The sequence below is a fragment of the Arthrobacter sunyaminii genome, from assembly GCF_018866305.1.
GTDB classification, from domain to species: Bacteria; Actinomycetota; Actinomycetes; order Actinomycetales; family Micrococcaceae; genus Arthrobacter_B; species Arthrobacter_B sunyaminii.
Map to the genome: position 1 here is coordinate 1,059,983 of NZ_CP076456.1, position 25,331 is coordinate 1,085,313.

Genomic DNA, 25,331 nt, shown 5'->3' on the forward strand with positions numbered 1-25,331 from the left:
AGGAAGGAACCTCCGGCATGACCCAGGAGCAGCTCACCCCCACCTCCGAAGACTTGGAGACCCTGAGCCGGCAGCTCGGCAGGCCGGCACGCGACGTCGTCGAAATCGGTGCCCGCTGTGTCTGCGGGAATCCCCTCGTTGCCACCACGGCTCCGCGCCTGAGCAACGGCATTCCTTTCCCCACTACCTACTACTTGGCGCACCCGGTCATCACGGCAGCCGTTTCCCGGCTTGAAGCCTCCGGTCTCATGACCGAAATGACCGAGCGGCTGGAGCAGGATCCGGAGCTCGCAGCCCGTTACCGGAAGGCGCATGAGGCGTATCTTCAGGTGCGCAATGAAATTGGTGCCCGCACCGGCGTTGGTCCCGTTCCCGAGATCGACGGCGTCTCCGCCGGCGGCATGCCCACCCGGGTTAAATGCCTGCATGTGCTGGTTGGCCACTCGCTGGCCGCAGGCCCCGGGGTGAACCCGCTGGGCGACGAAGCGCTGGAGCGCATCTCTGAATGGTGGACCGCGGATCGCTGCTATTGTGAGGGCGCGTGGGACACCACGGGTGCGGCGCCCAGCCGTGACCTGAGCCGGCACACCAAAACCCAGGGGCTGTCCCCTCAGGAGCTGGATGCCAAGCGTGCCGCCCGACGCGAGGCCGTCGAGGCCGCAGCCAACGCCGAACATCAGGGGGATGCCGTGCAGGAACAAAGCAGCGCACCACAGCAGCCGGACACCGAAGCCGGCGCAGCGGACACCGTGCGGCCGGCCGTGAGGGTTGCCGCCGTTGACTGCGGAACAAACTCCATCCGCCTGCTGATCGCCGACGTGACTCAGGACGAAGGCGCAGCCAAGCTGACCGACGTCGTCCGCCTGATGCGGGTCAACCGCCTGGGACAGGGCGTGGACGCCACCGGACGGCTGGCGCCTGAGGCACTGCAGCGCACCTTCGAGGCAGCGGATGAATACGCTGCCCTCATCCGCGAGCACGGTGCCGAACGCATCAGGTTCGTGGCCACCTCCGCCAGCCGCGACGCAGAGAACCGCGGGGAATTCGTGGCGGGAATCCGCGAACGGCTGGGTGTGGAGCCCGAGGTCATCAGCGGAGACGAAGAGGCCGCACTTTCCTTCGCCGGGGCCACCAGTGTCCTGGGCGCCGGCAATGGTGCCAAAACGCTGGTGGTGGACCTTGGCGGCGGCAGCACCGAATTTGTCCTCGGCACCTCGGACCGTGTGCTGGCGGCTAAGAGCACCGACATGGGATGCGTGCGGTTCACCGAACGCCATCTCACCTCCAATCCGCCCACCGACGCCCAGATTGCGCTGGCGCGCGGAGACGTCCTGGACATGATTGCCCAGGTGCTCTCCACTGTTCCGCTGGCCGAGGCCGACCGGCTGGTGGGTGTTGCCGGCACCATCACCACGGTGACAGCGCACGCCCTCCGCCTGCCGGAATACTCCGCCGAGGCGATTCACGGCACCGAACTGGACATTTCCCGCATCGACCAGGCTGCCCGGGAGCTGCTGCACATGGACCGGGAAGCACGGGCGGCGCTGCCGTACATGCACCCGGGCCGGGTGGACGTGATCGGTGCCGGTGCACTGATCTGGCAGACCATTGTGGACCGCGTGTCAGAACTGACGGATGGAAAGGTCTCCTCGGCGATCACCAGCGAGCACGACATCCTGGACGGCATAGCCCTGAGCGCCGCGCGGTGACCACAGCGTCGGCGGTTTTGGGGCTGCGGCAGCGGAAGGGGCGGGGTGGAATCCTGGTGGCGGCGCTGGTGGCGCTGACCCTCGTTCCGGCTGCCCCGGCCTCTGCTGACGAATGGCGGGACAAACAGTACTGGCTGGCGGACTATGGCTTCGACGAAGCCTGGGCCGTGAGCCAGGGCGAGGGCGTGAAGGTGGCGGTCATCGACACCGGAATTGATCCCACCCACCCGGACCTTATTGGTGCAGTTACCGGGGGAACCGACGTTTCCGGTGCCGGAGACCCGTCCGGAAGCAGCGGGCTGGGCGACAATCCCTCGCACGGGACGCTGGTGGCAACACTGCTGGCCGGACGGGGCCATGCTCCCGACGAGCCGCCGGCAACCTCCGCACCGAAGAAGGACGGGGACAAGGACGAGAAGAAGGAGCCGGCGCCCGCCAAGGAGAAGAAGAACTCCGAAGGCATCATCGGCGTGGCGCCCAAGGCTGAGCTGCTGGCGGTATCGGCCTGGATCGGACCGGACAATCCGGCCGGAATTCCTATTGAGGACCAGATTCCGGCCGCCATCCGGTGGTCCGTGGACAACGGCGCAAAAGTCATCAACATGTCCCTGGGCAGCAGCTCCACCTCCTGGCCGGAAAGCTGGGACGACGCCTTCCTCTACGCCGAGCAGCAGGACGTGGTGGTGGTTGTCGCCGCCGGCAACCGCGGTGTGGGCATAGTCCAGGTGGGCGCTCCCGCCACCATCCCCGGTGTGCTGACAGTGGCCGGGGTTGACCGCAACGGTGAGGCAAGCTGGGATTCGTCCTCCGAGGGGATCAGCATCGGGGTTGCGGCTCCGGCGGAGAACCTGGTGGGCGGCCTGCCGGGCGGTCCTGCCCGGTATGCGGGCTGGAGCGGAACCTCCGGTGCAGCGCCTCTCGTGGCGGGCACCGCGGCGCTGATCCGTTCCGCGTACCCCGAACTGAGTGCGGCAGAGGTCATTAACCGCATCATCAGCACAGCACGTGACGCCGGGGCCCCGGGACAGGACACCCTGTACGGCTACGGCATCCTGGATGCAGGGGCGGCGCTGACCTCCGATGTTCCGTCCGTCACCGCCAACCCGCTGGGCAACATCGCTGACTGGATCCGCATTCATCGCCGGGACGCTTCCACGGCTCCGGCAGTGGACGCTCCGGTTGCCGTGGAACCGACGGCACCGAACCTGCCCGAACCCACCGTGCCGGAAGCTCTGGCGCCCGGAACGAAGACCGATTTACTGCCCGGAACCCTTGTCCTGGGCTTCGCTGGACTAACGCTGGCCGTGGCGGCGGCGGGCACGGTGGCCGTTGTCCGGGCACGTCGCCGGGAGGCGGAATGCCCCGCTTCGGAGGACATGGACACCGGGGAGCTGGAGTCTTCCAAACTCTCGTGAAGGTTTTCACAAACTCGGGTACCATGAGGATATGGCATCTACAACACAGTTTTCAGACCGTCCGCGCGTCCTGGTGGTAGGCGGTGGCTACGTAGGTCTCTATGTAGCCAAGAACCTCCAGAATAAGGTCAAGGCTGAGGGTGGCATCGTCACCGTTGTGGACCCGCTGCCGTACATGACGTACCAGCCGTTCCTCCCCGAGGTTGCAGCTGGCACCATTGAGGCCCGCGACGCTGTTGTATCCCACCGCATGCACCTGAAGAACACCGAACTGATCACCGGCAAGGTTATTTCCATCAACCACGCCGCCCGCACGGCCATGGTTGAGCCGGCCGACGGCGGAGAGCCGTTCGAGCTTCCCTACCAGGACGTTGTCCTGGCCGCAGGCTCGATCACCCGCACCTTCCCGATTCCGGGCCTCGCCGAGGCCGGCATCGGTATGAAGAGCATTGAAGAAGCCGTCGCCACCCGCAACCACGTGCTGGAGCGGATCGAAACCGCTTCCCTGATGCCCGCCGGACCGGAGCGCGAGCGCGCCCTGACGTTCGTCGTCGTCGGCGGCGGCTTTGCCGGCATCGAAACCCTCACCGAACTTGAGGACATGGCCCGCGACGCCGCACGGCTCAATGACCGGCTGAAGCGTGAAGACCTCCGCTTTGTGCTGATCGAAGCCATGGGCCGCGTCATGCCCGAGGTCAAGCCCGACCAGGCTGAGTGGGTTGTCTCCAGCATGCGCGAGCGCGGCATCGAGGTGCTGCTGAACACCTCGCTGGCCTCCGCCGAGGACGGCGTCCTGAAGCTCATCAACATGGCGGACAAGTCCCCGGCCGGTGAATTCGGTACCGACACCCTGATCTGGACCGCCGGCGTGCAGGCCAACCCGATGGTCCGCGCCACCGACTTCCCGATCGACGAGCGCGGCCGCGTCCGTGCCAACGCTGAACTGCGCATCACCGGCGACGACGGCCCCCTTGAAGGTGCCTGGGCTGCCGGCGACGTCTCCGCTGTTCCGGACCTCTCCGGCGGCGGCGTGGGCGGCTTCTGCGTTCCGAACGCCCAGCACGCGGTGCGTCAGGCCAAGCTGCTTGCCAAGAACATCGTGGCCGCACGCTACGGCGAGGGCAGCATCGAAGAGTACAACCACAAGAGCCTCGGCGCCGTTGCAGGCCTGGGCCAGTACAAGGGCGTCGCCAACATCATGGGCTTCGGCATGAAGGGCTTCCCGGCCTGGCTGGCCCACCGCGGCTACCACGGCATGGCCATGCCCATGTTCGAGCGCAAGTTCCGCGTCATCTCCGGTTGGGTGCTGAATGTAGCGTTCCGCCGCGACCTCACCGATCTGCGCAATCTGAAGAACCCGCGTTCCACCTTCAAGGCTGCCGCTACGCCGCCGAAGAAGAAGGAAATGGCCGGCAAGTAGGCCTGAGCCTCCAGCAACGCGTACGACGGCGGTTCCTCCTTGGCGGAGGGGCCGCCGTCGTTGTTTCCGGGGTGCAGCGTCCATCCAGTAGGCTTGAGCAGAAGCTTTTGCTTCAGCCCCAGTAGCCCAATGGCAGAGGCAACAGACTTAAAATCTGCGTGTTGTCGGTTCGAGTCCGACCTGGGGTACCGCAGGGCCTACGACGTCGGCCCTGTGCGGCCGCCCGGATCCACCACCCCCGTCTCGTCCGGATGTGCCACCCGCAGGTGCGCCGTGATCATGCGGACTGCCTCTTCCTCCGTGTCCACGTCATATTCCCAGCTGCAGGAACAGCACCGCGCGTGCGGGGACCCGTCCTCTGCCACCGAGACGCCCCACGCATCGTCGGGAAGCAGGTAGAACCCGCCGTAGGTGCCGGACCATTCCCGGAGCGGGGGATCCCTGTGGCTGCTGCCGCGCTGCTCGATCATGCAGGTTATTCGGAGCCGCCCGGTGTAGGGATGGGTTCCGGTCGTCACCGTGAACACCGGGAACGGCGGCTGATTCGTTCCATGAAAAAACCGGGATCCTGGTGGTGGCGGTCCTGGCTTCGCCGACGTCATGCTGCGCAGCGGGGTCACGTTCTAGCCGGGTGACCCCCGTGAAGCAAGTGGTTGGAGCGCTCCCTGTGACGAGTGTTACAAGGACGTAACCCTAAACTCTTATTTTTGACTCATTATTCAACTAGCTTTTCTCCTAGATCAGGAACACCTGACAAGGGCATCAAAGGCCTCCGCCTTTCGATCTGGGAGATTATCTATGACTGCACTACGCACCACGGGCCGCCCCGGCCTGGAAGGTTACAGCCGGGCGGCCAAGATCGCGGCGCTGGGGCTCGGTTTTGCGCTGTTCGCTTCCGGCTGCAGCGGGGGAGACTCGGGAACCGAGTCGAATGAATCGGCAGCGCCGTCGTCCTCCTCCGCTGACGCCGCTGCGGCAGGAGCCGTGACCTGCCCGGAAAACGAAGGCGGCAAGGGCACGGATCCGGGGGAGAAGGGCGATCCCACCGCGGTTCCGGCCAGCACCGGGACCACCGACGTCCCGCTGAAAATCGGCACCCTGCTGCCCACCACCGGTGAGCTCGCGTTCCTCGGTCCGCCCGAGATAGCGGGCACCAACCTTGCCGTCGAGGAGATCAATGCGGCAGGAGGCGTCCTCGGCAAGCCGGTGGAAATCATTCACCGCGACTCCGGCGACACCCAGACCGACATTGCCACCCAGTCCGTGACCAACCTGCTCAGCCAGGGCGTCAGCGCGATCATCGGTGCTGCGTCCTCCGGGGTGTCCAAGACCGTCATCGGCCAGATCACCGGCGCCGGCGTCATTCAGTTCTCGCCGGCCAATACGTCCCCTGATTTCACGACCTGGGATGACAACGGCCTGTACTGGCGCACCGCGCCCTCGGACGTCCTGCAGGGGCGCACCCTCGGCAACTACATCATGAGCTGCGGCGCGCAGACCGTGGGCATGATTGTCCTCAATGATGCGTACGGCACCGGGCTGGCCAGCAACATCCGCAGCTCGGTGGAGTCCGCGGGTGGCCAGATCATCGCCGAAGAGATGTTCAACGAAGGTGACTCTCAGTTCAGCAGCCAGGTTGACGCCGTCGCTGCCTCTGATCCGGACGCCATCGTGGTCATCAGCTTCCAGCAGGCAACGAGCATCGTTCCCCTCCTGACGGCCAAGGGCGTTGACCCCACGCAGCTGTTTTTCGTGGACGGCAACACCTCGGACTTCAGCGATGACCTCGATGCGGGAACCCTCGAAGGCGCCCAGGGAACCATTCCGGGGCCGTTCGCCTCGGACAACTTCAAGGAATCCCTGCTGGCGATTGATCCGAGCCTGAAGGACTGGTCCTACGCCGGCGAGAGCTACGACGCCGTCACCATGACGGCACTGGCCGCAGAAGCTGCGGGCAGCACCGACGGCGCTGCCATTGCAGCCGAGCTGCAGGGCGTCTCCGCCGAAGGCGAGAAGTGCTTCGACTACGCCGGTTGCGTCACCATCCTGCGGGGCGGCGGCGACATCGACTACGACGGCTACTCCGGACCGGTGACCTTCGATGAGAATGGTGACCCGACCGAAGCGTTCATCGGTATCTACCAGTTCGACGCCGACAACAAGCCGGTGCCGAGCCGTTCAGAAGAGGGCAAGCTCTAAGAACCTCTTCAGCACCGCACAAAGCAACCCCCGCCGGTCGGTACCGGCGGGGGTTGCTTTTGTTTGGCGGGGGAGGCGCCGGGGAGGCGCCGGGGTGGTGCCGGGGTGGCGCCGGGGGCGGAGCTCAGGCGGTGTCGGCGAGGGTTCCGAGGTAAAGCTGGATGACCTTGGGATCCTTCATGAGCTCCCGGCCGGTCCCTGTGTAGGCGTCCTTGCCCTGGTCCAGGACGTAGGCGCGGTCGCAGATCTGCAGGCACCGGCGTGCGTTCTGTTCCACCATGATCACCGAAACCCCGGCGCGGTTGATTTCATGAACCCGCAAAAACGCTTCGTCCTGCTTGACGGGGGACAAACCCGCGGACGGTTCGTCCAGCAGCAGCACGGCCGGCTCCATCATCAGCGCCCGGCCCATGGCTACCATCTGGCGTTCACCGCCGGAGAGCGAGCCCGCGCGCTGCGCCCGCCGCTGACGCAGTTCCGGGAACAGCGTCGAGACAAAATCAAACCGCTCTGCGAAGCGTTTCGGTGCCTGGTACAGGCCCATCTGCAGATTCTCTTCAATGGTCAGGGACGGGAAGACGTTGTTGTTCTGCGGCACGAATCCCACGCCCCGGCTGACCAGCTTGTTGGCCTTCAGCCCGGTGATGTCCTGACCGCGGACCACAACCGTTCCCGAGTGCACCTTGACCAGGCCGAACATGGCCTTGAGCAGTGTTGACTTGCCGGCACCGTTGGGCCCGATGATCCCGATCAGCTCGCCGCGGCGGGCCTCGATGCTGCATCCGTTCAGGATATTCACGCCCGGGATGTAGCCGGCCACCAGATCGGTTACCTTGACGACGGAATCGCCGTCGAATTCCTCGGCGCTCATGCCTGTCCCTTCCGTTCATCAATACGCCTGCCGACAACGCCGTCAGGCTCGGTTCCCACTGAAGATTCGGGGTCATGCTCCAGTTCGGCTTCCAGCTTTTCAAAGCCCTCGGAATCACCCAGGTCCACGTCATGGTGTGCCCCCAGATAAGCGTCGATAACGGCCTGGTCCTTCATGACCACATCCGGCGGACCCTCGGCAACCACTTTTCCTTCAGCCATGACGATGACCCAGTCGGCAATATGGCGCACCATATGCATGTCATGTTCCACGAAGAGAACGGTCATGCCCTCGGCCTTGAGGTTCTTGATGTGGTCCAGCAGAGACTGCGTGAGCGCGGGGTTCACGCCGGCCATGGGCTCGTCGAGCATGACCAGTTTTGGTTTGACCATCAGCGCCCGGGCCATTTCCAGCAGCTTCCGCTGGCCGCCGGAGAGGGAGGCGGCATAGTCGCTGCGCTTGGCGTCCAGCTTGAACTTGGCCAGCAGGACATCGGCCTGCTGGGTGATCTCCCGTTCACGGCCGCGCCACAACGGCGGCAGGAATGCCCGCCACAGCGACTCGCCCGGCTGGGACGCGGCGCCCAGGCGCATGTTCTCAATAACGGTGAGCTTGCCCATGACCTTGGTCAGCTGGAAGGTGCGGACCATCCCCAGCCGTGCCACCTTATAAGCGGAGACTCCGGCCAGGTCCCGGCCCTCGAACTGCCAGTCGCCGGACTGCGGAGTGTCGAACCCGGTGAGCAGGTTGAACAGCGTCGTCTTTCCGGCACCATTGGGACCGATCAGGGCGGTGATCTTGTGCCGCGGAATCTCCACATGCGCCACGTCCACGGCATTGATTCCGCCGTAGGTCCGTGTGACGTTGCGTGCCACCAGGATGGGATCGCGCTTGCGGCACCCCGGTTCCACGGCGCCCTCGGCGATGGGACGGCTGTCCGCCATGTACTCGTTGTCCGCCAGCGGGTCTGCTGGCGCCTCAGGGGCGCCGGCATCACTGACCCCGACGCGGGAAACCTCTGCCGGTTCAGCAGCGTGCGCGCCGCGGGGACGCCCTGCGCGCTGCGGTTCGTTTGCCTGGGAACTCATGCGAACGCCAGCTCCTTCTTATTGCCCAGGATGCCCTGGGGCCTGAAGATCATCAGCAGCATCAGTGCCACACCCACAAGGATGTAGCGAACCTGCCCTGCCTGGGAAGTGTCAATGAACGTGATGTAGCCGGCTTCAATGGCTCCGTAGAGGAGACCCTGGGTCAGGGACAGCAGGACCCAGAAGAGCATGGCGCCGATCACGGGGCCCAGTACTGTGGACATGCCGCCCAGCAACAGAGCGGTATAGAGGTAGAAGGTCAGCTCGGTGCCGTAGTTTGCCGGTTGTACCGCATCGCGGGGGAGGGTGAAGACGATGCCTGCGATGGAGCCCAGCAGGCCGCCGAGGATCAGGGCCTGCATCTTGTAGGCATAGACGTTCTTGCCCAGGGCCCGGACGGCGTTCTCATCCTCGCGGATGCCTTTCACCACCCGGCCCCACGGGCTGCGGATCAGCATCCACACCAGCAGGCAGGCAATGATGACCAGGGTCCAGGCGACGATGCGAACCCACACATCGCGTTCATTCATGCCGAACGGTCCCAGGTTGTAGCTTCCCGGGGGAATGGGGTTCAGGGCATAGAAGTCTCCGGTGAAGGCGGACAGTCCGTTGGCTGACCCGGTGACCGCCGTCATGCTGTTGGTGGTGACGATGTAACGGATGATTTCCGCGGCCGCGATCGTCACGATGGCCAGATAATCGGCCCGCAGGCGCAGGGTGGGTATGCCCAGGATGACGGCAAAGACGGCGGATGCCGCCAGCGCGATCAGCACCGCAACCGGCAGCGGGGCGTTGAAAGACAGGATGGGAACGGCGAAACCGTAGGCCCCGACGGCCATGAAACCGGCCTGCCCGAAGTTCAGCAGCCCCGTGTAACCGAAATGCACCGCGAGACCGAGGGCTGCCAGTGCGTAGGCGGCCGTCGTGGGGCTGATGATCTCGTTGAGAGCCCCCAGAAAAATATTTGCAAAGTCCATCGCTGCTAAGCCCCTAACCTATGCGCTCGCGGCGGCCGAGGATTCCCTGCGGCCGGACGAGGAGGACAAGAATCATGATGACCAGGGCACCCACATATTTGAGGTCCGCGTCCAGCCAGATAGTGGAGATCTCCACGAAGAGCCCAACAATGATGGAGCCGATCAACGCTCCGAAGACCGTGCCGAGTCCGCCGAGCGTCACGCCGGCAAAAATCAGCAGCAAAATCTGCTGGCCCATGTTGAAGGAAACTCCGGGCCGGTAATAGGCCCACAGGATGCCGCCCATGGCTGCAAGGGCGCCGCCGGTTACCCAGACCAGACGGATCACGCGGTCCACGTCGATGCCGGAGGCCGCGGCCAGGGACGGGTTGTCCGCGACCGCCCGGGTGGCCTTGCCGATCCGGGTGCGCAGCAGGAGAACGGCGATGACCAGGATGACCGCGAGCGAGACAAACAGGGAAATCAGGGTGTTCCGGGGTATGGATACGGGCCCGAGCTCGAGGGTGGGGCTCTGCGCTCCGGGCAGCTGCTGCATGGCACCGCCGAAGAAGAAGAGGACGGTGTAGCGGACGGCCACCGCCAAACCAATGCTGACGATCATCATCGGCACCAGGCCGGTGCCGCGCCGCCGCAGCGGTTTCCACAGCACCCCGTCCTGCAGATACCCGAACGCCGCCCCGCCAAGGACGGCGAGCGGCAGTGCCAACCAGGCGGAAAGGCCCAGAGCTGAGAACCCGAAGGCCAGGACTGCGCCCAGGGTGACCATCTCGCCGTGCGAAAAGTTGGTCAGGCCGGTGGTGCCGAAGATCAGGGAGAGACCCACTGCGCTCAGCGCCAGCAGCATTCCGAAGCTCAAACCGGCCACGGCACGCTCAGTCAGAGTGGAAAGGAAGCTGTCCTGCTGCAGGACAATGCCCTCGCCGAGCAGAAACAGCGTGGTGATGTTGGAGGTGCCGGCAAAGGTGACGGTGCGCGGGTTCTGCTGGTTCTCCGCCAGCGCCACATCCTCCGGAAGCGTTGATTCGTCCAGTTCCACTTCAAACGCACCCTGTTCGGGAACGCCGATGGACCAGGAACCGTTCGCTGCGGTCAGTGTTTCGCCTTCATAGCCGTTGCCGGTGGCGGTGATCTTTACTCCCTCGAGGGGAACGCCCGCGTTGCGGAGCACTCCGCTGATTCGGTCGCTGTATTCAGAACCGTCCGTTGGAGCATCAGGATCTTGGCCTTCAGCAGTTGCGGATGTGCTCTCCGACGGCGACGGCGCCGGGGTGGCTGTTGTTGCGTGGACGGCAGGAGCGGAGAACAGCAGGGCGGCGAACATTGCCGCCACCGCCGCCAGCATCCCCAGATACCTGGTCAGCGCCGATGTTCTTAGCAAATTCGAAAACCTCCACGCCAAGGCCGTGCGCACCGAGGAAATCGGCACTTAGGCGGATCTGTTTGTGACGTCTGTCACGGACTGGGGAACATGCTACCCACGAAATGTTTCAGGCAGTGACGTTTGGCCCGGCTCGAATGTCGCGATCGGGTAACGACTTATCGTGAAGCCGCGGAACGCCAGTGCCGGGGCTTCGGAAGTGGCCGGGTATGCGGAACTGTTATCCCGGCTCACTCCGTCGCAGGGAATCTTCAGTGCCCGGCGGCCGTTGACATTGGTAGGCTCTAGGTAAACAGCCCCCCAGATGGAGGACATTTCATGGCACTTGGCGGTAATCCGGTTTTTAACGGAAAGAATTTCAATTCACAGGTTCGCGGCGGCAGGATGAACCAGGGTTCCCTGGCCACCCAGCCCCATGGACAGATGACACCGCAGCAGTTGCAGGAGCTCTACACCGCTCCCTCCGCAGGTCCCGCCCAGACGGGCCGGATGACCTACGACGACGTGATCATGAAGACTCTCGCCTGCCTGGCCGTGGTGCTGGTGGGCGCTGCCATTCCGATGCTGGTGATCCCCGGTGCGGCTGCACCGCTCATGATCGTAGGCGCCCTGGGCGGCTTCGTCCTGGGTCTGGTGAACTCCTTCAAGCGGGAACCCGCTCCGGCGCTGATCCTGGCGTATGCAGCGCTTGAGGGTCTGTTCCTTGGTGGCCTGACCCTGGTGCTGGACAACATGTTCCCGGGCATCGGCCTGCAGGCCGTCCTCGGTACGCTCTCCGTCTTCGCCGTGACCCTGGTGCTGTTCAAGAGCGGCAAGGTCCGCGCCACCCCCAAGGCCATGCGCTTCTTCATGATCGCGATGATCGGTTACGCCGTCTTCTCCCTCGTCAATGTTGGCCTGATGATCTTCGGTGCCGTGGATGACCCGTGGGGCGTGCGCGGTTTCACTATCGCCGGCATCCCGCTGGGCATCATCATCGGCCTGTTCGCCGTTGGCCTGGCCGCGTTCTCCCTCATCATGGACTTCACCTCCATCGAGCAGGGTGTGCAGGCCGGCGCTCCGGTGCGTTATTCCTGGACCGCAGCGTTTGGCCTGACCGTCACTCTGGTCTGGCTGTACGTGGAAATCATCCGTATCCTCGCCATTCTCCGCGGCGACGACTAACGCTGCTCTCCGGCTGGTCCGGAGGCATGCGGGTAGACGACAGAGGCCGGCAGGCATTGACCTGCCGGCCTCTGTCGTTTAATCCCGGGAGTAGTGAATCCGCCGTTCCCGGAGAAAAGTCGGCCATCACCCTGTGCACCACTCTCCCGGGACCGTAGGCTCTGGCACGTCTCGAGATCCAGGTGCTGAGGGGAGGGGCCGCCGTGCCAGAGCCCGCCACAACCGAACTGTCTCCGGTGCGTCTTCAGGAACTGCTGCTGGAGCATCCTGCACTCGACGGTTTCCTGACCGCGCTGGCCTGTGACCTTGCCGGCCATCTGGCGGAATGGGACGTCTCCGACGCCGCCATCACCGTTGTGCGGCCCCGGCGGCAGACGGTCCACGCGGGAAGCGGTCCCGGAGTTTCGGCCCATGGACAGTCCGCTGCAGATCCCGCGTCCGGCGTCCTAACGATAGGATTGCCGGTTCCCCTCGCCGGGGCCGGGGGAGCGGTGCTCACCGTGTATTCGGAGCATCCGGGGGCCTTCGGGCCGGAGGCCGTGCAGGCAGTCGAGCGTGCCGCCGCGGAGACGGCAACCGCAGTGGCGCTGGCTCTGCGCCTGGACGCCCAGACACACCGCGCGGAGAACCTGCAGGCGGCGCTGGAGTCCAGGACGGTGGTGGATCTCGCCGCCGGTATCATCATGGCCCAGAACAACTGCAGCCAGCAGAGCGCCGTGGACATTCTGCGCAGCGTGTCCAACAGCCGCAACGTCAAGGTCCGGGACATCGCGGCCGGTGTCGTCGCGGTGGTTTCAGACCGGGTGAGCACCCACTTCGAAGAGTAAGCGGTTGGTAGGCTGGAACGATGAGCTTCCCAGCCACGGGCGCAGTTCCAAGTCCTGCCACCGGCACCCAGTACCAGATCACACGCCAGACTCCCGGCGGCCGGGCCGAAGCCCGCATTGCGGCGCTTGCGGGAGGGCTGCGCAGCTACAGCGTGGCCGGCACCGGGTACGTCGAGACCTACCCGGACACTTCGCTGCCGCCGTCGGCCTGCGGCATCCTGCTGGCGCCCTGGCCAAACCGCGTGGCCGGCGGCCAATGGACCCTGGACGGCAAGGTCCAGCAGCTGGATATCACCGAACCTTCCCGGGGGAACGCCAGCCACGGGCTCCTTCGCAACACCGGCTACCGGCCTGCCGGCGACACGGCCGGGCAGGACAGCCTGACCCTGCAGGCCGAAATCTTCCCCCAGCACGGCTATCCGTTCCACCTCATCCACCAGGTCACTTACAGCCTGGACGACGACGCCGGCTTGCGGGTGCGCCAAAGCCTCACCAATGTGGGGGAGGACCGGGCGCCGTTTGCCCTCGGCGCACATCCGTTCCTGCGGATCGGTTCGGTACCGGTGGAAGACCTGACGCTTACCGTGGCCGCGGAAACCCGGATAACGGCTGACGAGCGTCTGATCCCCGTAGGGCGGGAGCCGGTTGCCGGGGACTATGACTTCCGGGCCGGCCGCCGGATCGGAGACCAGGCGCTGGACAGCGCCTTCACCGGACTGGAGCTGGCGGAAGGACAGCACCGGCACCGCCTGGCCGCACCGGACGGCAGAAGCGTCACGCTGTGGAGCGCTCCCGAGTTTGGTTACGTCCATGTTTTCCTCACAGACCAGCTTCCCGGACGGAGCCGGGCCGTTGCCCTGGAACCCATGACTGCTCCGGCCAATGCCCTGAATTCCGGTGAGGGACTGCGCTGGCTGGACCCGGGAAACTCCTTCGCAGCAGAGTGGGGGATCCGGCCCGGCCTGGACGGCTGAGAGGCGGACGTAAAGGTGGGAACAACAGCCATCGAGTGTGGAAAGATGACCCCATGAGACCTCACGCACGCAGCATTGCCGCGCCCAAAGCGGTGCAGGCTGCGGCTGTCCGCTCCAGCCGGGGCAACGACGACGTCCCGTACGCTCTGCGCGTCAGCGCAGCCTGGGCCTGGCGCCTGGGTGTGGTGCTGATTGTCGCGGCCGGGCTCATCTGGGTCCTGCGTGATTTCTCCCTGCTGCTCATTCCCCTGATGATCGCCGGACTGCTGGCCGGCCTGCTCTCTCCGGTGACCGAGTGGCTGCGGCGCAACAAGGTGCCCGGCGGTCTGGCCGTGGCCGTCACCATTGTCACCTTCCTGGGCTTGATCGTGGCCGCCCTGACTCTGGTGGGCCGGCAGTTGGCGCTGGGGTTCCGTGACCTCTGGGATGAGACCCTTGCCGGTGTGGACCAGGTTCAGGAATGGCTTGCAGACGGGCCGCTGAAGATCACCACAACCCAGATGGATTCCCTGCTGGGCGGAGCCACCAACGCGATCCAGTCGAACTCTGCAAACATCGTTTCCGGGGCGTTGTCGGTGGGCACCGGAGCCGGGCACTTCGCCGCGGGCGTGCTGCTGACACTTTTCGCCCTGGTTTTCTTCCTGCTGGACGGCCGGCGCATCTGGCGCTTCGTGACAGGGCTCCTGCCGCGGCGCGCCCGCCCGGCTGGTTACGGAGCCGGACTCCACGGCTGGGAATCCATGGTCAACTACGTCCGGGTGCAGCTGCTCGTAGCATTCATCGACGCCGTCGGAATTGGAGCCGGCGCCGCCATCATCGGAGTGCCGCTGGCGCTGCCGCTTTCGGTCCTGGTGTTCCTGGGCTCCTTCGTGCCGCTGCTGGGCGCCTTCGTCACCGGATTCGTAGCTGTGCTGCTTGCCCTCGTCGCCAACGGCTGGGTCAATGCGCTGATCATGCTGGGCATTGTGCTGCTCGTCCAGCAGCTCGAGTCCCACATCCTGCAACCGCTGATCATGGGCCGCGCCGTCGCCCTGCATCCCCTGGCCGTAATCCTTGCCGTCACCGGCGGCACCCTGGCCGCCGGAATCCCCGGAGCCCTGTTCTCCGTACCGCTGCTGGCCATCCTGAATACCGTGGTGCGTTACATCGCCTCCCGGGGATGGGAACAGGACCCGGCGCTGGACGCAGACCCCGTCTTTGGGGCTGCGGGCGGACCGGTGCCGAGGACAAATGAATCCATTGAGGCGTTGGATGACAACGCAGAAGAAGAGAAACAACCGTGACCGATCTGTCCGACCTGCCCGTGACACTGGACGACATCGAGGCAGCCGCGAAACTGCTGGACGGTGTGGTTGCCCGTACCCCCATTGAGGTTTCCCGGGCACTGGGCCGCCAAACCGGTTCCAATGTCTACTTCAAGTGTGAAAACCTGCAGCGGGCCGGGTCATTCAAGGTCCGCGGCGCCTATGTCCGGATGGCCAAGCTTTCACCGTCCGACCGGGACCGGGGCGTGGTGGCGGCCTCCGCCGGCAACCACGCGCAGGGCGTGGCGGTTGCGGCTGCGCGGCTGGGCATCAAAGCCCGGATCTTCATGCCGCTGGGCGTGGCACTGCCGAAACTGGCAGCCACGCAGAGCCACGGCGCCGAGGTAGTGCTGCACGGCTACAACGTGGATGAAGCGCTGGCGGAAGCCAAGCGGTATTCGGACGAGACCGGTGCCGTGTTTGTGCACCCGTTCGACAACGTGGACGTAGTGGCCGGGCAGGGAACCATCGGTCTGGAGCTGCTCGACCAGATCCCTGACCTGGACACCGTCTTGATGGGTGTGGGCGGCGGCGGGCTGCTGGCCGGCGTCGCGGTGGCCATCAAGGCGAGGGCAAAGGAACTGGGCCGGGAGGTGCGCATCATCGGTGTCCAGGCCGAGAACGCTGCTGCTTATCCGCCCTCACTCGCCGCCGATGCCCTCGTCCCGCTGACCAAGGTGTCCACGATCGCCGACGGCATCGCCGTCGGACGCCCGGGCCAGCTGCCCTTCTCCATCATCAGGGAACTGGTGGACGATGTGGTGACCGTCAGCGAGGACTCGCTGGCACGGGCACTGATCTTCCTGCTGGAACGCGCCAAGATGGTGGTGGAACCGGCCGGAGCTGTGGGCGTGGCTGCGCTCATGGACGGCAAGATTGAAAACCCGGGGAACACCGCGGTGATTCTCTCCGGCGGCAACATTGACCCGATGCTGATGCTCAAAGTGATCCAGCGCGGTCTGGCCGCCGCAGGCCGGTACCTGGTGGTGCGGATCCTGCTCGATGACCGTCCCGGTTCGCTGGCCACCATTTCCCGGATCATTGCCGAATCCGATGCCAACGTCACCGGCGTCGACCACACCCGGGTGGGCGGCTCCATCAGCATGGGGGATGTGGCCATCACCATCAACATGGAAACCAAGGGGCACGAGCACTGTGAACTGGTGTTGAACAACCTCCGCGCCTCCGGCTTCCAACCCATAGTGCTGCACGGGTAGGCGATGCTCGCCAAGCGGGCCAGGACGGCCCTGTACATATCCCTCGGCCTGGCCGCACTCATTTGGGCGTGCTATTTCGTTGCCCTGCTCATAGGCCCGTCATCCCTGCGGGAGTTCGGAGTTCTGCCCCGGCGGCTCGAAGGGCTGGACGGGATCCTGTTTGGCCCGCTGCTGCACGCCGGCATCAACCACCTGCTCGGAAACACCCTGCCGCTGGTGGTCTTTTCCTTCCTGACGTTGCTGGAAGGGGTGCGGCGGTATGCCGTGGTGATCGCCTCGTCCTGGCTGGCGTCCGGACTCGGTGTCTGGCTCTTCGGCGGCGGGCTGACCGTGGGGATATCAGGGGTTGTCTTCGGATTGTTTGCGTACCTGATGGTCCGCGGAATCTACAACCGGGACATCCTGCAGCTGCTGCTGGCCGGAGTGCTTTTCCTCATCTACGGGTCACTGCTGTGGGGCGTACTGCCGGTGAACATCGGCGTGTCCTGGCAGGCGCACCTCTTCGGTGCCGCCGGCGGTGTGCTGGCCGCGGTGCTGCTGAGCCGCAACCGGCAGAACAGGCGCACAAGCAAAAGCGGGCCCTCCCGTTGGGAAGACCCGCTCTAGCGCACAAAATCAGGCAGTGCGGAAAACTAGCCGGCGTAAGGCTTGGCCGAGATGATCTCCACCGAGATCTCCTTGCCGTTCGGTGCCTTGTAAGTGACGCTGTCTCCTGCCTTCATGCCCTGGATTGCGGCGCCCAGAGGAGACTTTTCGCTGTACACGTCGATGTCCGAGTCGCCGGCGATTTCACGGCTTCCCAGCAGGAAGGTCTCCACGTCGCCGGCAACCTTGGCTTCCACCAGCATGCCGGGTTCAACGACGCCGTCATCTGCCGGAGCTTCGCCCACGTGGGCGGTTTCCAGGAGCTGCGTCAGCTGGCGGATGCGGGCCTCAGCCTTGCCCTGCTCTTCCTTAGCTGCGTGGTACCCGCCGTTTTCCTTCAAATCGCCCTCGGAACGTGCCTGCTCAATGCGGGCAACGATTTCCGTGCGGCCGGGGCCGGACAGGTGATCCAGTTCCGCCTTCAGGCGGTCATAAGACTCCTGAGTGAGCCAAGCGGCAGGTGCGCTGTTGGTAGACACGGGTCTCTCCTTTTAAGTGACGACCAAACCACTGAATCTGGTTCGGCAGGCTGAAATTGCTTCGGGGCCGGAACGGCCTGACAAGCAAAGACCCCGCCGGGCGGTGACCGTTCACTGGGATGATCACCTGGCGGGGCATAACGTAGGCTCCATACTAGTCAGCCAAAGCGAATTACCCAAGAACCCGCCGGATTTGACGGAACGGGCCAATCCTGCACCCCGGCCGCGGGAAACGCGGCGCAGCGGAACCGGAAGAATGCGCCCGTGAAGTTAAGCCTAGAGCGTGTTTTCAGCGCTAGTCGTCAAGGAGCCAGCAGGCGTTCACTCCGCCGGTAACGCCCAGGGAATCGGTACGGATGTCCAGCCGGTGCCCGGTGGTTGCTTCCTCAGACGGGCCGATGGTGACCTGCTTCCACCCCACCACGGCGTAGCTCGAGCTGAGGACCTGAACGGCGCAGGACGCGCTGTCTTCAGGGTCTTTGGTGACTTGGAAGTCCACGCTGGCATGTGTGGCATCGGCAATGCTGAAGCCCACATCCTTGAAACTCACTTCGCCGCGCGGGGAAGGCATCGCCATGAGAGCGGCCGCTCCGCAGGCCAGCAGGACGGCAGCGCTGCCGGCAATGGTCTTGGCCCGCCGGGACCAGCCCGGCTTGGGTGCGCCGTAACGATTGGCTAATCTTGATGCGGACGGAAAATCATCCGGGGTCTGCTCGGGGGCGGGCTGCTTAACAGGACCTTCCTCAGTGCTCACCGCTTCATTTTATCCGAGTTTCCCGTCCGATTTTCGCCAACCTTCTCAGGAGCTGCTTCGTGCCGACCGCCCCGCTTGATAATTCCAGCCGCCAGGAACCGCTGCGGCTGCTGGCCGTGCATGCTCATCCCGACGACGAAGCCAGCAAAGGCGCGGCCATGATGGCTTTCTACGCCGCCCGGGGCGTGGACGTTATGGTCGCCACCTGCACCGGCGGTGAGCGCGGCAGTGTGCTGAATCCCGCACTCGAGGACAACGCTGCAGCGAAGCGGGACCTTGCCGGTCTTCGCCGAACCGAAATGGCCAATGCGCAGCGTGAGCTGAACGTGCAGCACCGCTGGCTGGGATTCATGGACTCCGGCCTTCCGGAAGGGGATCCGCTGCCTGACCTGCCCTTTGGATGCTTCGCGCTGGAGCCGCTCGAGCGGGCCGCGGCACCTCTGGTCAAGCTGGTGCGGGAGTTCCGCCCGCACATCATCATCAGCTACGACGAGAACGGCGGCTACCCGCACCCGGACCACATCATGGCGCACAAGGTGGCTGTGGAGGCCTTCAACGCTGCCGGGGATCCGAAGCGGTACCCGGGCACCGGCTCGCCCTGGGAGCCGCTGAAGCTGTACTACGACCGCGCCTTCAATCCGGAGCGGTTCACCGCTCTGCATAATGCCCTCGTGGAAGCAGGCGTGGACTCTCCCTACGCCGAGCGCATTGCCGCCTGGCAGGAAGCCGACGCCGAGGGCCACCGGCTGCCGGCCCCAACCCACCCGACCACCACGCAGATCCCGTGCGGAGACTATTTTGAAACCCGGGACCGGGCACTCAAGAGCCACCGCACCCAGGTGGACCCCAACGGATTCTTCTTTGCCGTTGACGCCGAAACCCAGCGCAAGATCTGGCCCTGGGAAGATTATTCGCTGATCATGTCCAGGGTGGACACCAAGCTTCCTGAAACGGATCTGTTCGCTGGCCTACGATAGAGGGCAGGGACGGCGCACAGCCGTCCGCTGCCAAGAGAGAGAATCACCGTGAACTTCCTGTACAGCCTGCCCCTGACCGTTCCCCCCGGCCCCGAGGACGGCGAGCTGAAAACCGGACTGAGCATTGCCGATGTTACCCCGGGCCTGCTCGGCTTCCTGGCGACCCTCTTCCTGGTGCTGGCAGTGGTGTTCCTCATCCGTGACATGGTGAAGCGCATCCGCCGGGTCCGCTACCGCGAGCAGGCCCTTACCGGGGTTGGCACCGACGTTTTCATTCCCAGCACCGAGGATGTGAAGGCTGCCGAAGCCGGCAAGGCTGCCGAAGCCGGCGGGGCGTCCGCTTCAACCACCGCAGCTGACGGGTCAGACACCACTCCGGGTTACTACAAGCGCGGCTAGGAGCAACCCATGGCCGGCAGACTGCAGGGAGAGGCTTCGGCCTATTTGCGCCAGCATGCCGGCAACCCCGTGGATTGGTGGCCGTTCGGGGATGAGGCTTTTTCCGAGGCACGTCGCCGGAACGTGCCTGTCTTCATCTCGGTGGGGTACGCCGCCTGCCACTGGTGCCATGTGATGGCACATGAATCCTTCGAGGACCCCGTTACCGCCGCCTACCTGAATGAGAACTTCGTTTCCATCAAGGTGGACCGCGAGGAGCGACCCGATGTGGACGCCGTCTACATGGCAGCCACCCAGGCCATGACAGGCCAGGGCGGATGGCCCATGAGCGTCTTCACCCTTCCCGACGGCCGGACCTTTTATGCCGGAACCTACTTCCCGCCCCGGCCCGTCCAGGGAATGCCGTCCTTCCGGGACGTCCTGGAAGCCGTAGCCTCCGCGTGGAAGGACCGTCCCGGCGAGGTCCGGGAAAGCGCTGCCCAGCTGGCGGCACACCTGGCCTCGGCCCAGCAGGGGAACCGGCGGCTGCTCGGCCCGGTCCTGGATACCGGCCTGGACACGGATCTGGACCCAGGAGACGCTGCAGCGGACGGGACGGCGGCGCAGCACGTTCTGTCCGCCGCCGTGGAGACGCTGGCAGGTCTTGAGGACCGGCAGCTCGGCGGCTTTGGCGGAGCACCCAAATTTCCGCCCTCCACCGTTTTGCGCTTCCTGCTGGCTCACGCCGCCGCCGGAGGCTCCACGGCAGCCGAAGCCGGTGCACTCGCGGACCGGACTCTGGGAGCGATGGCCCGGAGCGCACTGTATGACCAGCTGGAGGGCGGATTCGCCCGCTACACGGTGGATCGCCGCTGGGCGGTGCCGCACTTCGAAAAAATGCTCTACGACAATGTGCAGCTTCTTTCGCTGTATGCGCAGTGGGCCCGGACGGCCCTCGGTGAAGGGGACCGCCGGCTGGCACTGCGCGTGACACGCGAAACTGCTGACTGGATGATCCGCCGGCTGCGTGTGGAGGAAGGCGGCTTTGCTTCCTCCCTGGACGCGGACACCCTTATCCAGGGACACCGGGTAGAGGGCGGCACCTACGTATGGACGCCGGAGCAGATGAGGGAGGTCCTGGATCCGGAGCATGCGGACGCCGTGTTGGGCCTGCTGGACCTGGAATCCGGGAACATGGCAGCCCATGGCGGCACCGGCAGCACCCTGCATTTCGGCCGGGTGCTGAGCGCTGCCGAAGAGGAGCTGTGGCTTCGGCACCGGCCGTCCCTGGCGGCCGCACGGAACCTCCGCCCGCAGCCGGAACGCGATGACAAAGTGGTGGCCGGGTGGAACGGGCTGGCCGTTGCAGCGCTGGCCTCCGCCGCCGTCGTCCTTTCTGATGCAGGGGAGGCCGGGGAAGCCGGGCGTATCCTCCGTGCTGCCGGGGACGCCGCGTCCTACCTGCTGCGCGTGCACCGAACCGGCCCCACCCTGCGGAGGGTCTCCCACGACGGGCGCGCACGGGGCATTGAGGGGCTGCTGGAGGACTACGCCGGAGTGGCCGAGGGGTTGTTCACGCTCTACGCCGCCACCGGTGATGAGCACTGGTACACCGAGGCGGAGTCCCTGGTGCTGGCCGCGGAAAACCGTTTCCTCACGGCGGGCTGGCTGCAGGACACCGCGGTCCGGCCCAACGAGCTGGTCAATGCCCAGGGAACGCAGGCCGCCGCCGATCCACTGGACGGACCCACCCCCAGCGGTGCTGCGCTCTTCGCGGGGGTCCTGCTCACGTACTCCGCGTATTCGGGATCGCTGCGTCACCGGGCGCTCGCGCAGTCGCTCCTGAAGCACGTTGAAGTGGTGGGTGCCCAGGCGCCGCAGGCAGCCGGCTGGGCCATGTCGGTGCTGCAGTTCCTGCTGGACGGTCCCCGGGAACTGGCGGTCGCCGGTACGGATGCTGCAGCCGTTGCGGAACTGCTGCGGGCAGCGCGCGACGCCGGCGGGCCGGGTTTGGTGATCGCCTCACGGATTGCGGCGCCCGGGTCTGCGGGTGCTGTGTTTGAAACCCGGGTGCCGCTGCTTGAGGAACGGGACCCGGGCGGCGCGCCTGCGGTGGCTTACCTGTGCCGGGGGATGGTCTGCCGCCGGCCGGTCAGCTCAGCCGCCGAACTGCAGGCACTGATCACGGGGGAATAACCGGGGACTAAGGCGGATCAGCCCGAAGCGCCGACTGAGAGCACTGCCATCAGAATGGCGGCGTAGTGGCACGCGAACCCCACCAGTGTGAAGGCATGGAAAATTTCGTGGAAACCGAACCAGTCCAGTGAGGGGTTGGGTTTCTTCAGGGCGTAAATGACGGCGCCGGCAATGTACATGGCCCCGCCCACCAGCACCAGCACGGCCGCTGCGGGATTGATCCTGAAGAAATCCGGAATGTAGATCAGTGCCGCCAGACCCAGGACAATGTAGGCCGGGGTGTAAACCCAGCGCGGCGCGTGCAGCCAGAGCAGCCGGAACAATACCCCCGCCAACGCTCCGCACCAGATGAACCACAGCAGGACCTTGGCCTTTTCCGGCGGCAGCAGGGACCAGGCAAGGGGCGTGTAGGACCCCGCGATGACCAGCATGATGTTGGTGTGGTCCAGCCGCTTGAGAATGATTTTGACCCTGGGCGACCAGTTGCCGCGGTGGTACACGGCGGAAACGCCAAACAGCAGCACCCCGGTCAGCGCGTACACCGCGGAGGCGATCCGGGTTCCGGTGGTGGGTGCCAGGCAGATCAGGATGATGCCGGCGGCCAGGACAAATGGTGTGGCTCCGGCATGAAGCCAGCCCCGGAGCTTTGGTTTGATCTCCAAGATGTCCGCGGCTCGTTCCACGGCGGATTCAACCGGACCGGGAGCCTTTCGCGAGCTGGGATTGTGCTCCGGCGGAGCGGACGACGATGAAGATGTCATGGAGAAAATCCTAGCCTACGATCCGGTAGGTTACGGGTCGGCGGGAGGTTCATCGGGCACCTCCCGGGAGGAGCGCGGACCGCTCGCCGGACCGGTGGGGAGCGGGGAATCCGCCGGTCCGGACGAGCCGCCGAAACTGTTCGCGGTTTTTTAGGAATACACTTTTTAGTGCGCCTCCCACATCCGCGGAGACGTTTTTCTTCCCGCAGGACAGGACAGGCAGGTGCAGCTCCGCATGAGGTTCCCGGGCGTTGTTTATGCCTTCTATGAACGCAAGCTGCGCCGAAGCCTCAGCCCGGACCGCATTCCCGAGCATATTGGCGTCATGGTGGACGGCAACCGGCGCTGGGCGAAACTGGCAGGTGCCCCCACGGCGGACGGCCATCAGGCCGGCGCGGACAAGATCCTGGAGTTCCTGGGCTGGTGCCAGGAACTCGGTGTGCGCCGGGTGACGCTGTATATGCTCTCCACCGATAACCTGAACCGGAACCCGGATGAACTCGATCCGCTCCTGGACATCATTGGCAACACCCTGGACCGGCTGGGGGAGAAGGGCGACCTGCGGGTCAACGCCGTCGGCGCCCTGGACATCCTGCCCGCCAACCTCGCCGAGAAGCTCAACGCACTGGGCGCCAGCACCAGCGGTGCCGACGGGCTGCACGTCAACGTCGCCATTGGCTACGGCGGCCGCCGGGAAATTGTGGACGCGGTCAAAGAACTGCTGCATGACGCCGCCGCCCACGGTAAGTCGATCGAGGAGATCACCGGGGAACTGTGCGATACGCAGATTTCGGAGTATCTCTACACACGCGGCCAGCCAGACCCGGAACTGGTCATCCGCACCTCGGGCGAGCAGCGGCTCTCCGGGTTCCTGATGTGGCAAAGCGCGTACAGCGAGTTCTATTTTTGTGAAGCACTGTGGCCGGACTTCCGCCGGGTGGACTTCCTGCGTGCCCTGCGTGACTACGCCAACCGGCAGCGCCGCTTCGGTTCTTAAGGACCCTTTCCCGGTTGCGGACCCGCCGGACCGCCGCCGTGTGAACAGCAGATTAACTCCGGGCAGGCAGATAAAAACCGGGCCGTGTCCTGCTGCGGCCCGGGACCTAAGCGGCGTACCTTGGTGCTATTGATCAGCGACCCGCTGATGGAACCGGAGGCCGGATGCTCAACAGAGTGTTGCAGAAAGGCCGCAGCCCGGCCTTTCCCGGTCTGCGGACCTCCCCGCCCAGCTATCCGGGGCGCTGCCCCTGACTGGAGTCTCCGTGGCCCTTTCTTCTTCCCCGCGAACCGCTCCCGACGTCGACCAGGCCGGCTATGTGCTGGACACCTCGGTCCTGCTCTCGGACCCCAGGGCCATCCTGCGTTTCGCCGAACATGAAGTGATTGTTCCGCTGGTCGTCATTACTGAATTGGAGAAAAAGCGCCATGATCCCGAACTGGGCTATTTTGCCCGGGCTGCCCTGCGCCTGCTGGATGACCTGCGGATTGAACACGGCGGGCTGAGCGAGCCCATCCCGCTGGGCGATTCCGGGGGCACCCTGCGCGTGGAACTGAACCATGTGTCGGTGGACGTCCTTCCGGCAGGCATCCGCGGAACCGACAATGACAGCCGCATCCTCGCCGTGGCCCGGAACCTGGCCGACGAGGGACGCAACATCACAGTCGTCTCCAAGGACCTGCCCATGCGGGTCAAGGCCTCCGCCGTGGGACTGAAAACCGACGAGTACCGCAGCGAGCTTGTCCGTGACACGGGCTGGACCGGCGTCGTCGAACTGGATGTGGCCGAAGCCGACGTGGACGGCCTGTATGAACACCGCCCCGTGTTCATTCCGGCAGCGGCCGAACTGCCGGTGAACACCGGGGTGGTGCTGCTCTCCGGCCGGGGCTCCGCACTGGGACGGGTGGGCGCTGACAAGCAGGTGCGGCTGGTCCGCGGGGACCGCGATGTGTTTGGCCTGCACGGCCGTTCGGCGGAGCAGCGGCTGGCGATCGACCTGCTGATGGACTCGGAGGTGGGAATTGTGTCCCTCGGCGGCCGCGCAGGCACCGGCAAGTCCGCCCTGGCCCTGTGCGCCGGGCTGGAAGCCGTGCTGGAGCGCCGGGAACACCGCAAGGTGGTGGTCTTCCGCCCGCTGTACGCCGTCGGCGGGCAGGAGCTGGGCTACCTGCCCGGCACGGAGGCCGACAAAATGGGGCCGTGGGGACAGGCTGTGTTCGACACACTCGAGGCGCTGGTGTCCAAGGAGGTGCTGGAGGAGGTCCTGGACCGGGACATGCTGGAGGTCCTTCCACTGACCCATATCCGGGGCCGGTCCCTGCACGATTCCTTTGTCATCGTGGATGAGGCACAGTCACTGGAAAAGAATGTGCTCCTGACCGTGCTGTCCCGGATCGGCCAGAACTCACGCGTGGTCCTCACCCACGACGTCGCGCAGCGTGACAACCTGCGGGTGGGGCGCCACGACGGGGTGGCCGCCGTCGTTGAGACGCTGAAGGGCCATCCGCTGTTTGGGCACATCACTCTGACGCGCTCCGAGCGCTCGCCGATTGCCGCGCTGGTGACGGAACTGCTGGAGGAGGGGCAGATCGGCTGAAGTC

The 25,331-nt window shown here is 65.3% G+C and carries 24 protein-coding genes, 1 tRNA gene and 2 pseudogenes; 19 read left to right on the forward strand and 8 right to left on the reverse strand.

The window, feature by feature from the left end; translation table 11 throughout:
* Positions 1-17 precede the first annotated feature (17 nt).
* The 5 genes and pseudogenes from KG104_RS18345 to KG104_RS04700 all read left to right on the forward strand — a co-directional run.
* Positions 18-674, forward strand: a pseudogene (locus KG104_RS18345) (DUF501 domain-containing protein); the annotation flags it as partial.
* 216 nt (positions 675-890) lie between these two features.
* Positions 891-1,709: pseudogene (locus KG104_RS18350) on the forward strand (Ppx/GppA phosphatase family protein); the annotation flags it as partial.
* On the forward strand, positions 1,706-3,124 hold the full coding sequence (locus KG104_RS04690; RefSeq protein WP_372434147.1) for a S8 family serine peptidase: 1,419 nt from the start codon (positions 1,706-1,708) through the stop codon (positions 3,122-3,124). The pseudogene KG104_RS18350 and the gene KG104_RS04690, both read left to right, overlap by 4 nt.
* A 31-nt stretch (positions 3,125-3,155) precedes the next feature.
* Positions 3,156-4,544: an NAD(P)/FAD-dependent oxidoreductase gene (locus KG104_RS04695; protein WP_104161668.1), complete on the forward strand. Its 1,389-nt coding sequence runs from the start codon at positions 3,156-3,158 to the stop codon at positions 4,542-4,544.
* Between the two features lie 115 nt (positions 4,545-4,659).
* Positions 4,660-4,732: transfer RNA gene (locus KG104_RS04700), tRNA-Leu, on the forward strand.
* A gap of 9 nt (positions 4,733-4,741) precedes the next feature.
* On the opposite strand, the gene KG104_RS04705 is transcribed toward KG104_RS04700, so the two are convergent.
* Positions 4,742-5,014, reverse strand: a complete 273-nt coding sequence (locus KG104_RS04705; RefSeq protein WP_104055164.1) for a hypothetical protein — start codon at positions 5,012-5,014, stop codon at positions 4,742-4,744.
* 328 nt (positions 5,015-5,342) lie between these two features.
* On the opposite strand from KG104_RS04705, the gene KG104_RS04710 reads away from it, so the two are divergent.
* Positions 5,343-6,743, forward strand: a complete 1,401-nt coding sequence (locus KG104_RS04710) for an ABC transporter substrate-binding protein (RefSeq protein WP_104055165.1) — start codon at positions 5,343-5,345, stop codon at positions 6,741-6,743.
* Positions 6,744-6,867: 124 nt separating this feature from the next.
* Here KG104_RS04710 and KG104_RS04715 read toward each other — a convergent pair whose 3' ends face one another.
* The 4 genes from KG104_RS04715 to KG104_RS04730 form a co-directional block, all read right to left on the reverse strand.
* Positions 6,868-7,614: an ABC transporter ATP-binding protein gene (locus KG104_RS04715; protein ID WP_104055166.1), complete on the reverse strand. Its 747-nt coding sequence runs from the start codon at positions 7,612-7,614 to the stop codon at positions 6,868-6,870.
* Positions 7,611-8,558: an ABC transporter ATP-binding protein gene (locus KG104_RS04720; protein WP_104055514.1), complete on the reverse strand. Its 948-nt coding sequence runs from the start codon at positions 8,556-8,558 to the stop codon at positions 7,611-7,613. Before KG104_RS04720 ends, KG104_RS04715 begins: the two co-directional genes overlap by 4 nt.
* Before the next feature lie 140 nt (positions 8,559-8,698).
* Positions 8,699-9,679, reverse strand: a complete 981-nt coding sequence (locus KG104_RS04725; RefSeq protein ID WP_104055167.1) for a branched-chain amino acid ABC transporter permease — start codon at positions 9,677-9,679, stop codon at positions 8,699-8,701.
* A 13-nt stretch (positions 9,680-9,692) separates the two neighbouring features.
* On the reverse strand, positions 9,693-11,000 hold the full coding sequence (locus KG104_RS04730) for a branched-chain amino acid ABC transporter permease (protein WP_237688706.1): 1,308 nt from the start codon (positions 10,998-11,000) through the stop codon (positions 9,693-9,695).
* Here KG104_RS04730 and KG104_RS17985 point away from each other — a divergent pair.
* The 7 genes from KG104_RS17985 to KG104_RS04760 all read left to right on the forward strand — a co-directional run bounded on the left by KG104_RS17985 (position 10,921) and on the right by KG104_RS04760 (position 17,149).
* Positions 10,921-11,109, forward strand: coding sequence for a hypothetical protein (locus KG104_RS17985; RefSeq protein ID WP_237688729.1), 189 nt, complete (start codon positions 10,921-10,923; stop codon positions 11,107-11,109). The genes KG104_RS04730 and KG104_RS17985 overlap by 80 nt on opposite strands.
* A gap of 266 nt (positions 11,110-11,375) precedes the next feature.
* On the forward strand, positions 11,376-12,221 hold the full coding sequence (locus tag KG104_RS04735; RefSeq protein WP_104055169.1) for a Bax inhibitor-1/YccA family protein: 846 nt from the start codon (positions 11,376-11,378) through the stop codon (positions 12,219-12,221).
* Between the two features lie 203 nt (positions 12,222-12,424).
* Positions 12,425-13,048: an ANTAR domain-containing protein gene (locus tag KG104_RS04740; protein WP_181032567.1), complete on the forward strand. Its 624-nt coding sequence runs from the start codon at positions 12,425-12,427 to the stop codon at positions 13,046-13,048.
* 20 nt (positions 13,049-13,068) lie between these two features.
* Complete coding sequence (locus tag KG104_RS04745) at positions 13,069-14,022, forward strand: aldose 1-epimerase family protein (RefSeq protein ID WP_104055171.1); 954 nt, start codon at positions 13,069-13,071, stop codon at positions 14,020-14,022.
* 53 nt (positions 14,023-14,075) lie between these two features.
* Positions 14,076-15,305, forward strand: coding sequence for an AI-2E family transporter (locus KG104_RS04750; RefSeq protein WP_104055172.1), 1,230 nt, complete (start codon positions 14,076-14,078; stop codon positions 15,303-15,305).
* Complete coding sequence (gene ilvA, locus KG104_RS04755; RefSeq protein ID WP_207347424.1) at positions 15,302-16,543, forward strand: threonine ammonia-lyase; 1,242 nt, start codon at positions 15,302-15,304, stop codon at positions 16,541-16,543. The genes KG104_RS04750 and ilvA overlap by 4 nt, the downstream gene beginning before the upstream one ends.
* A gap of 3 nt (positions 16,544-16,546) precedes the next feature.
* Complete coding sequence (locus tag KG104_RS04760) at positions 16,547-17,149, forward strand: rhomboid family intramembrane serine protease (protein WP_104055174.1); 603 nt, start codon at positions 16,547-16,549, stop codon at positions 17,147-17,149.
* A gap of 26 nt (positions 17,150-17,175) precedes the next feature.
* On the opposite strand, the gene greA is transcribed toward KG104_RS04760, so the two are convergent.
* Positions 17,176-17,667 carry a transcription elongation factor GreA gene (gene greA / locus KG104_RS04765; RefSeq protein WP_104055175.1) on the reverse strand — a complete coding sequence of 164 codons (492 nt, stop codon included), beginning with the start codon at positions 17,665-17,667 and terminating at the stop codon, positions 17,176-17,178.
* 295 nt (positions 17,668-17,962) lie between these two features.
* Complete coding sequence (locus KG104_RS04770; protein WP_237688667.1) at positions 17,963-18,421, reverse strand: DUF4307 domain-containing protein; 459 nt, start codon at positions 18,419-18,421, stop codon at positions 17,963-17,965.
* A gap of 59 nt (positions 18,422-18,480) precedes the next feature.
* Between KG104_RS04770 and mca the strand changes: the two genes are divergently transcribed.
* Genes mca through KG104_RS04785 form a run of 3 tightly spaced genes read left to right on the forward strand, consistent with a single transcriptional unit; the run spans position 18,481 to position 21,972 of the window.
* A complete protein-coding gene (mca, locus tag KG104_RS04775; protein ID WP_207347425.1) occupies positions 18,481-19,398 on the forward strand; it encodes a mycothiol conjugate amidase Mca in 918 nt (305 codons plus the stop codon).
* A gap of 48 nt (positions 19,399-19,446) precedes the next feature.
* Positions 19,447-19,797, forward strand: coding sequence for a hypothetical protein (locus KG104_RS04780; RefSeq protein ID WP_207347426.1), 351 nt, complete (start codon positions 19,447-19,449; stop codon positions 19,795-19,797).
* A gap of 9 nt (positions 19,798-19,806) precedes the next feature.
* Positions 19,807-21,972: a thioredoxin domain-containing protein gene (locus KG104_RS04785; RefSeq protein WP_207347427.1), complete on the forward strand. Its 2,166-nt coding sequence runs from the start codon at positions 19,807-19,809 to the stop codon at positions 21,970-21,972.
* Between the two features lie 17 nt (positions 21,973-21,989).
* On the opposite strand, the gene trhA is transcribed toward KG104_RS04785, so the two are convergent.
* Positions 21,990-22,733, reverse strand: coding sequence for a PAQR family membrane homeostasis protein TrhA (gene trhA / locus KG104_RS04790; protein WP_104055179.1), 744 nt, complete (start codon positions 22,731-22,733; stop codon positions 21,990-21,992).
* Between trhA and KG104_RS04795 the strand changes: the two genes are divergently transcribed.
* From KG104_RS04795 to KG104_RS04805, 3 genes are all read left to right on the forward strand, one after another.
* Entirely contained in the window at positions 22,732-22,887 is a 156-nt protein-coding gene (locus KG104_RS04795) for a hypothetical protein (protein WP_181032568.1), read from the forward strand. The two genes, trhA and KG104_RS04795, sit on opposite strands and share 2 nt — an antisense overlap.
* An 81-nt stretch (positions 22,888-22,968) precedes the next feature.
* Positions 22,969-23,730, forward strand: a complete 762-nt coding sequence (locus tag KG104_RS04800; protein WP_104055519.1) for an isoprenyl transferase — start codon at positions 22,969-22,971, stop codon at positions 23,728-23,730.
* Positions 23,731-23,995: 265 nt separating this feature from the next.
* On the forward strand, positions 23,996-25,327 hold the full coding sequence (locus KG104_RS04805) for a PhoH family protein (protein ID WP_237688668.1): 1,332 nt from the start codon (positions 23,996-23,998) through the stop codon (positions 25,325-25,327).
* The last annotated feature ends 4 nt before the right edge of the window (positions 25,328-25,331 follow it).